Below are 12,603 nucleotides of genomic sequence, written 5' to 3'. Positions count from 1 at the left end.
GTCTGACCGGAAACGACCCTCACATGAGCCAAGGCATCCAGCCCAGCCCGAATCGCAGTACGCATTTCCTGTTCGAGCACAAGGTGTTCACGGTTGATGGCTGCCGCTTCGTCTGGTCCAAATCCGCCGAAGAGCCGGTGATGCGCTTTATGCTAGGGAAGGTCCAGGCAGAGGTGGCGCTGGACAAGATCTGCAACGAATTCAAGATCGACCCGAAAAGCTTCGACGGGCAACTGATCGACATGGTCGCCAAGGGGCTGAAATATGTCCGTGAAATCCGTCCCGGCGACACGATCCCCAATGAACTGATCGATGGTTCCGCCTCCTGGCGTGTCGATGACCGTCATTTCCTGATCGCCAAGGGCCGCCTGACGGTGCAGATGGTCACCTGGCTGACGGGCGGCGAGACGGTGGTGTCCAGCCCTGAACAGCTTGAACAGGTGGTGGAGGACCCCAGCACCAAGGCCCGCGTACGCGAGGCGTTCAAGATGATCGCCAACAAGCTCTCGCTGACCGGCAATGCCGAGGAACAGGTGGAGAACCGTATCGACGCCCTGGCCAAGGAACTGTCCTATATCGAGGCGCTGCGGGAGCGGGCGGCCAAGCTGGGTAAGGTGCGTGTCGGGCTGGAGGATGCGCACCGCATCTATAAGAACGAGCGCAATCTGAAGGAAGAGATTGTGCGGATGCAGACCCTGTCGCTGCCGCCGATCACCGATCTGGAGCAGCGATTCGCCCAGGTGGATGCCCAGACCGGCGAAATCCTGTCGATGCTGGCCAAGTTCGACAAGAACATCACCTATATCCGTGAAATGCGCGACGACCTGCACCAGACGCTGCTGCCCTGGGATGAGGTGCTGGAGGATTGGGAAGGCACCACCACCGAGAAAAGCCAGGCATTCGAGGCCGTGCTGAAGAAGACGTACCAGTTCCTGGCCCGCAATTATTCCCAGGCCAAGCACTGGCGTCTGGCGGCCCGCCGCGCCCCCTGATCCTGGCTGCGAGCCCGGCTTTTCCCTCCTTGGGCACGGCTGCCATGCCCTGCCCAGCCTTGCCCTGGCGCCACGCCGCCGCCACCTTGCCCACCGCAACTATCGACACGGCAAGGCAAGGTCCCATGTCCATTCCGATGATCAATGGCCTGGAGGCCGTCGCCGACCGTTATGACGGTTTTATCCTGGACCTGTGGGGCGTGGTGCATGACGGGGTCCGGCCCTATCCGGGTGTCGTGGAGTGTCTGTCCACCTTGAAACGGCTGGGCAAGCGCGTCTGCCTTCTGTCCAATGCCCCCCGCCGCATTGCCGCCGCGGAGGCCAAGCTGACGGCCATGGGGGTGACTCCCGACCTGTATGACGCGCTCTACACGTCTGGTGAGGCCAGTTTCGAGGCGTTGCGCGACCGCAGCGATGATTGGCATGCCGCCCTGGGGCCGAAGCTGTTCCATATCGGTCCGCCGCGCGACAATGACGTCTATGACAGCCTGACGGATCGTGTGCGGGTCGACAGCCCCGAACAGGCGGATTTCGTCATCAATACCGGCATCGACGCCTATGAGGAGACGCTGGCCGATTACGATCCGATCCTGCGCCGCTGTCTGGACCGGGGGCTGCCCATGCTGTGCGCCAATCCCGATCTGGTGGTGGTGATCGATCAGGAACTGGTGATCTGTGCCGGCGAGCTGGCCCGTCATTATGCGGAAATCGGCGGCGATGTCCGTTATCACGGCAAGCCGCATGCCCCCGTCTACCGCCGCTGCTTCGACCTTCTGGGCGGCATCGCGCCGGGCCGCATCCTTGCCGTAGGCGACAGTCTGCGCACCGATGTGGCGGGCGCCAATGCCGCTGGCATCGACAGCCTGTTCATCACGGGCGGTATCCATCGCGAGGAACTGGGCGCACCGCTGGGCACGCTGCCCGGCCCGGACATGCTGTCAAAGCTGATCGAGGCCAGCCCCCACCGCCCCACCTGGGCCGCCGCCGGTCTGCGCTGGGCCTGACCGATTAGCTGAAATCATCGTCATCATCATCGGGGGCCGGCATGGTGGTCCCCGTGGTGATGGTGTCGGCCAGATTGGCGCCCCGGATATTGGCTTCCAGCAGGTTGGCCCCCGACAGGTCGGACCCGCGCAGGTCGGCCCCCGACAGGTTGACCCCGCGCATGGAGGCGCGGGTCAGGCTGGCCTGGACGATCGTGGTGTTGGACAGGTTGGCGGGCCATTTGCGGCCTGTGCCACGGCCGTTCGGCCCCTTGATTTCCACCGACCCGATCTTGGCATTGTCCAGCTTGGCGCCCGAAAGGTTGCCGCCGCGCAGATTGGCGCCGTCCAGCGTCGCCCCCGTCAGGTCGGCGAAATTCAGCGCCGCCCCCGCCAGATCGGCCATCACGAACAGACAGTCGCGCAGCTTGGCGCCCGAAAAATTGACGCCCTTCAGGTTGGCCCCTCCCAGATTGGCGCCATTCAGATCGATATGCGACAGGTCCTGGCCTTCCAGGTCGGCGCGTTCCCCCTTGTCGCCATTGCTGGTGATCCAGGCCTGATGCTGGGTCAGGATGCGCTGGATGGTGCCGGAGAAGGTTTCGGCAGACCGGCTGAAATTGGCGCCCAGCATGTCGACATTGGACAGGTCGACACCTTCCAGGTTCGCCCCCTGCAAATCGGCATTGCGCAGATTGGCCCCGGACAGGACAGCGCCCGACAGGTTGACGTCACGCAGCTTGGCGCCCATCAGGTTGGCGCTGTTCAGGTTGACACCACGCATGTCGCAGCCGGCGAAGTTCGCACTTTTCATCACCGACCGGGCCATATTGCACCCGGCCATCTGCGCGCCCGAACAATCGGCCCCGACCAGCGAACATTCCGACAGGTCGGCGCCGGCCAGATTGGCGTTGGACAGCGTGGCGTCATCCATGTCGGCACCGCGCAGGTCCGACGGTTCCATCTTCACGCTGCCCGGCGCGCGCCGGTCCAGCAGTGCCCCGCCGCGCAGGTCGGCCCCGCGCAGGATGGCGCATTTCAAGCGCGCGCCGCGCAGATGGGCACCGCGCATGTCGGCATTGGTCAGGTTGGTGTTCACCAGGATGGCCCGCGTCAGGCGTGCGGCGAACAGGTCGGCTGCCGTCAGGTTGGCTGCCGTGAAGTCGCAATCCGACAGGTTGGCGCCCGACAGCTTGGAATTCTGCAAATTCGCGCCGGAGAAATTGTGACCCTGCAGGTCGGCCAGGGCCAGCATGGCGCGGGCGCCACCTGTCAGCCGCTTCAGCCAGCGTTCATGCTTATCGACAACGGCGAGCAGTTCATGGGGTGTCATGATGGGCGGTGACCATTGAGCGAAAGATGAACTTTTCTTGAACGTGCCACAGGAGCGGCCATTTGTGTTAGATGGTTTCTTGACAATTCATGCAATCGCCATTGCCGGAGCCAGTCCCGTGGACGGAAAAACCAGCATCATCCCCACCCGGCACATCGTGTCCGCCTTCGACGAACAACTCGACATCCTGCACGATCTGGTGCGGCAGATGGGTGTGCTGGCGGAGCGGCAGATAACGGATGCCGTGGCCGCCATGACCGACCGCGATACCGATCTGGCCAGCCAGGTCATGGCCAAGGATGCTGAACTGGACGAGATGGAGCGCAAGGTCGAGGCGCAGACCGTCCGTCTGCTGGCCCTGCGCCATCCCAAGGCCAATGACCTGCGTGATGTCATCGGTGCCCTGCGTGTCGCCAATAATCTGGAGCGAATCGGCGATTTCGCGGCCAATGTCGCCAAGCGCTCCTTCGTGCTGCAAGCCCAGCCGGAAGTGTCGCTGGCCCGCTCCATGCTGCCCATCGGTCGCGCCGTGGCCGACATGCTGGCCGCCGTCATGAAGGCGTATGACGAGGATGACGCCGAAACCGCGCTGGCCGTGCGCCGGCGGGATGAAGAGGTGGACCGCGCCTATACATCGCTGTTCCGCGAACTGCTGACCTACATGATGGAAAGCCCGGCCCGCATCACGGCCTGCACCCATCTGCTGTTCGCGGCCAAGAACCTGGAGCGGATCGGCGACCATGCCACCAATATCGCGGAGACCCTGTGCTTCCGCGTGCAGGGCCAGCCCCTGGATCAGGACCGGCCCAAGGGCGACGGCACCGCCGAAATGACGGTGATGCCGGGCTGATACCAGACTTCACGCCTAGACCACTTGCAGACTTGGCAAAGTGGGGGTCGCGCACCAATCTCATTCCAGGCGCTGGGGCCGCGATCGGGAAGTCGGTGGCCGAATGAGTGATGCTTTCATCCTGGAGCCGGTGGCGGATCGCGCGGCACTGCGCCATCCCTGCCTGCGCTTGCTGTTCGATGCCTGGCTGGCGGCGACGCTGCCGGGTCAGAACCTGCCCTGCATTGATGATCTGCTGCCCCCGGCACAGGCCGTGGCCGCAGATCACCTCTGGTGGCTGGAACGGGTGCCGGGTGGCGGCCCGTCGGACTTCATAGGTCGTGGTTTCGGTCGACAGACCGTTGCCAATTACGGCATTGACCCGACAGGCCGTCACATCAACGAGTATACGCGTCAGCCGGTGTTCGGTCGCATCCTGCGCGTCCTGACCACCGTGACGTCGGCACAGCAGCCTCACCGTTTCACAGCCGATCAATCGGTGATGTCCAATGGGGCCCTGCATGATGTGGAGGCGCTGGCCCTGCCAGTGGCCGGGCCAGACGGTGCCTTCTGGGGCGTGCTGGGCGCCACGCGGGCACGGGAGATTTAGCCCCTGGCACGGCGGTTGCTTCTGTTTCTGGCAACGCCACCGACGCAGCCGGACGCAACCGCTATGAACCGCACCGCCATCCCCCACCGCCGCCTTGCCGCCAAAAGCCTTGCTTCCGTGATGGCCATGGCGCTTTGCCTGGGTTTGGCAGGGTGCTCCGCACGGCCCATGGCGGTTTCCATCCCCATGAAGCCGCAGCCCGTGTTGCAATCGGCGGGGCAGTGGCAGGTGGTGGCGGATGATGTGGCCTCGGCAATTTCCGCCCATCTGGAGTTTCAGATGGGCAGGAAGGTGCCGGTACAGGTCTATATGATGCGCCGCGACGATACCTTATTTGCCGATGCCTTCCTGTCGGCGGTGACGACCCGGCTGGTCCAGCAGGGGCATCTGGTCTCTGTCGATGCCCGGCCCGATGTGGTGGCGGTGGGGATCGATGTGCTGACCGTGAAAAGCAGCGGCCCGCGCATGGCCGCCGATCCGTTCCCCGGTCCCCTGACGCTGCTGGCGGCGGGGGTGGGGCTGGCGTCGCACCTGACGGGTGGCGATCTGGCCAAGTTCCCGTGGGGCATCTCGGCGGGTGTTGCCGCCGTGGGGCTGGAGGCGCTGAAATCCAAGCCCATGGAAACCGATACCGAAATGATCCTGACCGTGTCGGTGGCGCGCGAAGGCTATTACACCTTCCGCACCAGCGCCGTTTACTATGTGAACAGCGAGGATCTCTGGCATTACAATGGCGAGCCGGGCTTGGGCGGACGGCGCAGCGTGAACCTGAATTCGGTGCCGCAGGGTGCCGTGATGTATGACATCGCCGGCAAACCCTATGTGGTGAAGTAAGCGGCGGTTACCGCCGCTCCTTCACCGTCAGCAGCAGGCCCAGGCCCAGCAGGAACAGGATGATCACCGTCGCCATGCCCGCGCGCTGCGTGCCCATGGTCGTGACGGCCACGCCATAGGCCAGCGGACCCAGCACGCCCACGGCACGCCCCGTCAGGGCATAGATGCCGAAGAACTCCGTTTCCAGCCCCGGTGGGGAGATGCGGGCCATCATAGAACGGGCGGCGGCCTGGGCCGGGCCGAAGAACACGCCCAGCCCCATGCCCAGCAGCAGCAGCCATTGCTGATCCGGGGTGAAATTCAACGGCAGGGACAAGGGTGGCGCCCAGGCCCAGGCACCCGTGCCGATCAGCACCATGGAGGTGCCGGTGATTATCAGGCCGATCAGGCTGATGATCAGGGTCGGCTTGGCCCCGATCCGGTCATCGGCCCAGGCGAAACCGATGGCACCCAGGCCGGCAGCCACATTCAGGGCGATGGCGAACAGGATCAGCTGCGCCTCCACCATGCCGAAGACGATACCAGCATAGATGCCGCCAAAGGCCGTGATGGTATTGATCCCGTCGCGCCACAGGGCGCTGGCGATCAGGAAGCGCAGCGTGTTGGCATGCTGCGGCATGGCGCGGATGGTGGTCAGCAGGCTGGCCCAGCCTTCGCGAACCGCCCGCAGCGCCGTCATGCCGGCTTCCGGCACCCGGTCTGGCACCAGCAGGAACAGGGGCAGGGCGAACAGCCCGTACCAGATGGCCACCAGGACGGAGGTGGCGCGCACCGGTTCCGCCCCTTCCTTGCTGATCAGGCCGAACAGGGGCTGGTCGGCTTGCAGCAGCAGGACCAGGCACAGCACCAGGCAGACCAGTCCGCCCAGATAGCCCACGCCCCAGCCCCAGCCGGACACGCGGCCCAGATGGCTGCGCGGCGTGATGACGGGCAGCAAGGCGTTGTAGAAGACGTTCGACAGCTCAAAGGCCGTACTGGCAATGCCCACCAGCAGCAGGGCCGGCAGCGCATAGGAAGGGTCGGGCCGGATCAGCCAGAGCAGGGCGGATCCCCCCACGGCGATGGCGGTACAGACGGCCAGCCAGGGCTTGATCCGCCCGCCCCGGTCGGCAATAGCCCCCAGAACGGGAGAGAGCAGGGCGATGACCAGCCCCGACAGGCCCAGCATGAAGGCCCAGTCGGCAGAGCCCTCATCGGGGTTGGCGGACACTCCCTTGGTGAAATAGACCGAAAAGACGAAGGTGCCGATGACGGTGTTGAAGGCCGACATGGCCCAGTCATACAGGCACCAGCCCGCGATGGCAGGGGGGCGCAGGCTTCTGTCTTCCATGGTCTCAGGCGACCGTGTAGCGGGCGCGGGCCCCGCGTTCCAGGGCGGCAGCCGTCAGCCGGTCCACATCCAGCCCGTGGCGCAGCATCTCCAGCAGGCGCAGTTCCTCCTGGCTGGCGGTGCGGTCGGCGGCCACGATTTCACAGGCCAGCATGTAGGCGGTTTCCCGCAGCGATTTGGGCAGCGACCGTTTGATCATGGCGATGGCCGCGTCCAGCCCGTCCGGATCGCCCAGGATGTCGGTGCATTCCTGTGCCACCTGCGGCAGCTTGTGCGGGTCGAAATCGGCAAAGACCGGCAGGAACCGGATATTCTCCCCCATGGCATGCAGTTCCGCGTCGGTCATGTCGCCATCCGATGCCGATGTCAGCACCATGGCAAAGATCAGGGCGCGGTGATGGTCGATCATCCTGTTCTCCTGTCGGATAAAGCACGCGTGCCGTCAGTAGGGTCAAAGCGGATCAGCGCGTCAAGCGGCACGGGGTGGTACGCCATCGGTCAGTACGGACCCGGCCTTAAGCATGGATTGCCGGCAGCCAATCGCCCTTCACCGCATCGGCAGGGGGAAGGGCAGGCCGGCACTTTCGGTCCAGACGATACGCGACGGCGGCAGAGTGAGGGTCACCACCGTCCCCTCCCCGAACACGCTTTCGATGGACAGCCGCCCGCCATGCAGTTCGGCCAGCCCCTTGGAAAGGGTCAGGCCCAGGCCCGTGCCGGGGTTGGAGCGGGCATAGACATTGTCGACCTGATGGAAGGGTACGAAGACCTTGGACAGGTCTTCCGGTTTGATGCCGATGCCGGTATCGCTGACCGCCACGGCCACCCCGCGTGACGGATCGACGCTGGCTGTCAGCTTCACCGTGCCGCCGGGGGAGGTGAATTTCACGGCGTTCGACATCAGGTTCAGGATGATCTGCTTGAACTTCACATCGTCGACCAGGATGGGCGGCATGCCGTCCGCCACCTCCACCACCAGGTTCAGGCGGCGTTCCATGGCGCGGGCCCGCACGATGCGTTCGCACCCGCGCACCAGTTCCTCCATGCCGCAGATCCGTTCGCGCAGTTCCACCCGGCCTGCCTCCATCTTGGACACGTCCAGGATGTCGTTGATCAGGTTCAGCAGGTGGCGGCCCGACGCAATGATGTCGCCGGCATAGGCGACGGAACTGGCATTCTGGCCCTGCTTATCATTGGTCTTCATCTCGCTTTCCAACACCTCGGCAAAGCCGATGATGGCGTTCAGCGGGGTGCGAAGTTCATGGCTCATGTTGGCCAGGAATTCGGACTTGGTGCGGCTGCCCAGTTCGGCCTGCGCCTTGGCATGTTCAAGCTGTTCGGCGGCCCGCCGGCTGGTGATGGCCAATGCCGCCAGCTGCACCGCACGCCGGGCCCGCTCCATCTCCCAGTCATGGGGCTCGCGCGCGGCCTCGCCATAAATGGCGAAGGCGCCCAGCGGCTCGCCATCGCCCGACAGGATGGGCAGCGACCAGCAGGATTGCAGCCCCTCTGCCAGGACCACATCCTTGTACATGTGCCAGCGCGGATCATGGGCGACATCGGTGACGATGACTGGCGCCCGGCGATAGAGGGCGGAACCGCAGGACCCCACCTCCGGCCCGATGGCGACCCCTTCATAGACTTCTCGCATGCGCGCTGGGAAGCTGGGGGCGGCGGCCACCGTAATATGCATCCCATCTTCACGCAGCAGCAGGATGGTGCAGCGGGCCCCGTCCAGCTGTTCTTCGATCCCCCGGCAGAGCGCGTCCAGCACGTCCGCCAGCGTCGCGCCGGCGGCGGCCATTTCCAGGATGGAGCGCTCAACGGTGAGCAGCCGCTCCATGCGCCCTCGCTCCCGGTTTTCCTTGCGCAGCTGGCGGGCATTTTCCTTGAAGACGCGGACGGCGGCCATCATGGCCCCGACCTCTACGCCCACACCCTTGATCTCTGGCAGGGCCACGGCATGGTCGCCGCCGGCCAGGGCGCGCATGGCCTCCGTCATCTGCTGGATAGGCCGCAGCACGCGGTTGCGCACCATCCAGGCGGCAAAGATCAGTGCCACCATGGAAATCAGCAACTCGAACGCATCCACCCATAGTTTCTGGCGGGCCAGAAGCCGGTTTTGTTCCGTCGCCATGGCGGCCACGCCGACAGCGGCCCCCACCAGATCGCTGGCGGCGTTCAGCAGGCTGGTGCCGTTGCGCAGCAGTTCCGGCATGCGGCCCCGCGCTTCCCCCCGGCTGGCGGCGTCCAGGATGGCAGCGCGCAGCGGAAGGTAGCGCTGGAAGAACGCCGCCTCCATCTGCCGCAGGGCTGCCTGCGTCGCCTCCGGGAACAAGGCGGGGTCGCCAACATCCCGTACCAGCTGCCAGACCTGCTCCACCTGTGCCAGGGAAATGCTGGCCGCTTGCAGATCAGGCGGGTTGTTGCCGCCGGCGATGCGGTACATCTGCCCCATATCATTGCCGAGCTGGGAGCGCAGGCGGATCGTTTCCCGCGTCAGCATTTCTGCCGCTGCTGCTTCCCCACCCAACGACAGGGCGGGCTTATTGATCTCCCGCAGCAGGGTCAGCAGGGCCGTCAGATAGGATCGCGAGGCATCGCGCCATTCCGCGATCATCAGGGTATTGTCAGTGGGGCTGGGGCCTGCCGCCTCCAGCGAGCGGCCATCCTGAAGGCGCGTCAGCAACGCCTCCATCCCCTCCCGCAACTCCCGGACCCGGGACAGGGCCACGCGCAGCGACCCCACATCCTCCGACAGCGAGCTTTCCGTGCCCATCCGGTCCAGCCGATCAAGGGCGGCCAGGGCGGCGCGGTCGGTTTCGTTGCGGTGGCGGTCGATCTGTGGGCGCAGGGCGGCTTCGGGCGCGTTCTGCGTCCGGGCTGCCTCCAGCACCAGATTGATCATCCCGGCTTCGATGCCATGGTCGCGGGCCGCCACCAGCAGGTCGCGGCTGACCTGTTTCATATTGGCGATGTCAGCCGCCTGCCGGTATGCCCGCCAGCCCGCCTGCATGTCGATGGCCGTTCCGGCAAGCTGGACGCCGGCCACAAGGGCCAGGCCGCCCATCAATACTCTGCGCATGGAGCCCCCCGCCACCCCGGCGCGCAGGCGCCGGCTGGGCTTCGAGATGATGGGGGCAGTCTACGTTCGCGCGGGCGGCGTCGCAATATTCGCGATGACCTGCCTAGAAGATTGAAAATGACAGTGAATTCAATCCGCGTCGCGCAGGCGGATAATCACGTCCACGCGCGCCACCTGTGTGCCGTCGGGCAGGCAGGGAAGGTCGGGCAGCACCAGCTTGGTGCAGCAGATATCCTGCAAGCGGCGGCTATTCTCATGAAAGAAATGGTGATGGTCGTCGATATTGGTATCGAACCAGGTGCTGCCCGCCTCCACCACCACCTCGCGCAGCAGGCCCGCATCGCGGAACTGGTTCAAGGTGTTGTAGACGGTGGCCAGCGACACCTTCACCCCCGTCGCCACGGCTTCGGCATGCAATTGCTCGGCGGTGACATGGCGATTGCCGCACCGGAACAGCAGGCTGGCCAGATCCACCCGCTGCCGCGTTGGGCGCAGGCCGGCACCGCACAGGCGGCTCATGATCCGGCAGGGTTCATCCGGGATGGCGTTGTGGTTGGACAGGCTGTCAGGCATTGCGGGGGGCGGCGCAGTCGGTTGGGGGAAACGACAGCCGACATGTGGGGTAGGATCACCCGGTTTGACAAGGGGCTATGACGAAGATCACAGCTGCGCGGATTTTCTACGCCCGACCGATGGGCCCGCCTTCGTCCCCGCCATCCTCGTCCTCATCATCCTCGTCGATGTCGTCGTCGTCATCATCGAGACTGTCGAGAAGATCGTCATCATCCAGCAGGTCGGCCAGGCTGAACCCGTCCGACAGCTCGTCCTCCTCGTCATGGATTTCCGTGCTGTCGGTGATGCCGACCACGGCACGGCGGATTTCCTGCTCCAGCATGGCCAGGGTTGTGCGTTCCAGGTCACCCCCGCGGGAGGATTGCGGGAAGGCGAAGCTGAACAGGGCGACGGTGGTCTTGCCCTCCAGCGCGGCCCCGCGCATCCACAGGAAGAAGCGCAGTTCCTCGCCATCCTCCTCCCCGTCGGTGACGAACCTTGCCATCACCTCGCCGTCAGGCAGCCATTCCACCGACCCTTCGCCCACGCGCCCGTCGGGGCCATCGGCGAATTGTTCGGCGGTCTGGCGCAGGACGGCGCGGGCCAGGATTTCCCCGTCATCGCCCGTATGGTCGAACTGATGCATGGCGACGCGCAGCGTGCCACCCCCGTCCATCTCGCGGTGGAACAGGGTCAGGTCGCCCTCCTGCAAGGTCTGCCAATCCCAGGGCAGGCGGAAGCGCACACTGTCCCCGTGCCAGACATTGCGCATGGTGACGCGCTGTACCGGACCCTGGACGGGACCGGGATGGAACTTGATGCGCGCCGCCTCTTCCCCCAGGCGATCGATCAGGTCGGACAGTTCGGGGTCGGCGGCGCTGTCGCCGGGCACCAGCAATTGCAGGGTGACGACGCGGACATGGTCGGGCGGCTGGAAATCCGCCACCTTCCAGACGAAAATCTGCCGGTCGGGCGGCTGCGCCACGGCATAGGCGATCCAATGCCGTTCATCGGCATCGTCAGGGCCGTCGCCCGCCTCCATCGAGGGCAGGATGCCGCGCGGCAGAACATTTTCCCGGTCCAGATACTGGATCGCCTCTTCCGCCCGCACACCATAGGGGTTGCGGTAGGTGACGATGGAGATCAGGAGATCGACAGGGTGAAGGCCCGGTGACTGAAACGCCAGCCCGCCATCGTCACGCGACAGACGCTGCCAGCTTGACGGAACCCGCAAGCTGACCAGACCGCCGCGCAGGGCGACGGGATTCCAGTCGGCACTATGCTCGCTATCGAAGGTTTCGTCTCTCATAAGGGGGAATCTAGGCGCGTTGGGCCGCTGAGTCTATGATTGGCGCGTGACACTGTCATGTCCGTACGCATTTTTGAAGCCGCGCGACCCGCGCGACACGCAGGGCAAGGGGGATAATGGGCATGGCGACCATGGCGGAAGGTTTCCGGATCCTGCCTGGATATTTGGATCGCGATGGGCAGAAGTCCATTCTGTCCCTGGTCGATACCATCGCGCAGCAGGCCCCCTTCACCCGCTATGTCATGCCGCGCACGGGCCGGCCCTTCTCCATCGACATGACCAATGCCGGCAGCCAGGGTTGGATCGCGGACCGGCAGAGCTACCGCTATTCCCCTGTCCATCCGGTCACGGGCCGGCCCTGGCCCGCCATCCCCGACGCGCTGCTGGCCCTGTGGCGTAATCTGACTTTCTATGGTCATGACCCGGAATGCTGCCTGATCAACCATTACCTGGGGGAAGGCGCGAAGCTGTCGCTGCATCGGGACGAGGATGAGGAGGCGATGGACGCCCCGATCCTGAACATCTCCCTGGGCGATACCGGGATTTTCCGTCTGGGTGGCCCGGCACGCAGCGACCCGACCCGGTCATTTCCGGTGGAAAGCGGGACGGTGATGATCTTCGCCGGCCCGTCGCGCCTCTATTACCACGGGGTGGACGGGCTGCGCGTCGGGTCCTCCCGCCTGCTGCCGCAGGGCGGGCGCCTGAACCTGACCCTGCGGCGGGTGACGCGGCCCTGACTGCCGATC

At 65.1% G+C, this 12,603-nt stretch carries 12 protein-coding genes; 6 read left to right on the top strand and 6 right to left on the bottom strand.

Annotated features, from left to right (window positions below; all coding sequences use genetic code 11):
* Nucleotides 1-23: 23 nt before the first annotated feature.
* Nucleotides 24-992, top strand: a complete 969-nt coding sequence (locus ACT6Q8_RS12815) for a hypothetical protein (protein WP_054170508.1) — start codon at nucleotides 24-26, stop codon at nucleotides 990-992.
* Between the two features lie 125 nt (nucleotides 993-1,117).
* Nucleotides 1,118-1,996 carry a TIGR01459 family HAD-type hydrolase gene (locus ACT6Q8_RS12810; RefSeq protein WP_444732776.1) on the top strand — a complete coding sequence of 293 codons (879 nt, stop codon included), beginning with the start codon at nucleotides 1,118-1,120 and terminating at the stop codon, nucleotides 1,994-1,996.
* A 4-nt stretch (nucleotides 1,997-2,000) separates the two neighbouring features.
* Here ACT6Q8_RS12810 and ACT6Q8_RS12805 read toward each other — a convergent pair whose 3' ends face one another.
* Nucleotides 2,001-3,308, bottom strand: a complete 1,308-nt coding sequence (locus ACT6Q8_RS12805; protein ID WP_054170506.1) for a pentapeptide repeat-containing protein — start codon at nucleotides 3,306-3,308, stop codon at nucleotides 2,001-2,003.
* A gap of 118 nt (nucleotides 3,309-3,426) precedes the next feature.
* Here ACT6Q8_RS12805 and phoU point away from each other — a divergent pair, with 118 nt between their 5' ends.
* The 3 genes from phoU to ACT6Q8_RS12790 all read left to right on the top strand — a co-directional run bounded on the left by phoU (nucleotide 3,427) and on the right by ACT6Q8_RS12790 (nucleotide 5,581).
* On the top strand, nucleotides 3,427-4,158 hold the full coding sequence (gene phoU / locus ACT6Q8_RS12800) for a phosphate signaling complex protein PhoU (protein ID WP_444732777.1): 732 nt from the start codon (nucleotides 3,427-3,429) through the stop codon (nucleotides 4,156-4,158).
* A gap of 103 nt (nucleotides 4,159-4,261) precedes the next feature.
* Nucleotides 4,262-4,747, top strand: coding sequence for a hypothetical protein (locus ACT6Q8_RS12795; protein ID WP_054170505.1), 486 nt, complete (start codon nucleotides 4,262-4,264; stop codon nucleotides 4,745-4,747).
* A 63-nt stretch (nucleotides 4,748-4,810) separates the two neighbouring features.
* Nucleotides 4,811-5,581: a hypothetical protein gene (locus ACT6Q8_RS12790; protein ID WP_444732778.1), complete on the top strand. Its 771-nt coding sequence runs from the start codon at nucleotides 4,811-4,813 to the stop codon at nucleotides 5,579-5,581.
* Between the two features lie 7 nt (nucleotides 5,582-5,588).
* On the opposite strand, the gene ACT6Q8_RS12785 is transcribed toward ACT6Q8_RS12790, so the two are convergent.
* The 5 genes from ACT6Q8_RS12785 to ACT6Q8_RS12765 form a co-directional block, all read right to left on the bottom strand.
* Nucleotides 5,589-6,911, bottom strand: coding sequence for an MFS transporter (locus ACT6Q8_RS12785; RefSeq protein WP_444732779.1), 1,323 nt, complete (start codon nucleotides 6,909-6,911; stop codon nucleotides 5,589-5,591).
* 4 nt (nucleotides 6,912-6,915) lie between these two features.
* Nucleotides 6,916-7,320: a tellurite resistance TerB family protein gene (locus ACT6Q8_RS12780; RefSeq protein WP_054166967.1), complete on the bottom strand. Its 405-nt coding sequence runs from the start codon at nucleotides 7,318-7,320 to the stop codon at nucleotides 6,916-6,918.
* Between the two features lie 138 nt (nucleotides 7,321-7,458).
* The gene (locus ACT6Q8_RS12775; RefSeq protein WP_444732780.1) at nucleotides 7,459-9,996 is read right to left on the bottom strand and encodes an ATP-binding protein; all 2,538 of its coding nucleotides are present in this window, start codon (nucleotides 9,994-9,996) and stop codon (nucleotides 7,459-7,461) included.
* A gap of 129 nt (nucleotides 9,997-10,125) precedes the next feature.
* On the bottom strand, nucleotides 10,126-10,515 hold the full coding sequence (gene irrA, locus ACT6Q8_RS12770; RefSeq protein ID WP_054166992.1) for an iron response transcriptional regulator IrrA: 390 nt from the start codon (nucleotides 10,513-10,515) through the stop codon (nucleotides 10,126-10,128).
* Between the two features lie 160 nt (nucleotides 10,516-10,675).
* Nucleotides 10,676-11,857, bottom strand: coding sequence for a hypothetical protein (locus tag ACT6Q8_RS12765; RefSeq protein ID WP_444732781.1), 1,182 nt, complete (start codon nucleotides 11,855-11,857; stop codon nucleotides 10,676-10,678).
* 122 nt (nucleotides 11,858-11,979) lie between these two features.
* On the opposite strand from ACT6Q8_RS12765, the gene ACT6Q8_RS12760 reads away from it, so the two are divergent.
* Entirely contained in the window at nucleotides 11,980-12,594 is a 615-nt protein-coding gene (locus tag ACT6Q8_RS12760; RefSeq protein ID WP_444732782.1) for an alpha-ketoglutarate-dependent dioxygenase AlkB, read from the top strand.
* The last annotated feature ends 9 nt before the right edge of the window (nucleotides 12,595-12,603 follow it).

This window comes from Niveispirillum sp. (assembly GCF_052437035.1).
In the GTDB taxonomy this organism is placed as follows: Bacteria; Pseudomonadota; Alphaproteobacteria; order Azospirillales; family Azospirillaceae; genus Niveispirillum.
Note: the sequence above shows the minus strand (reverse complement) of the source record. Positions and strands in the feature narration are given on the sequence as shown.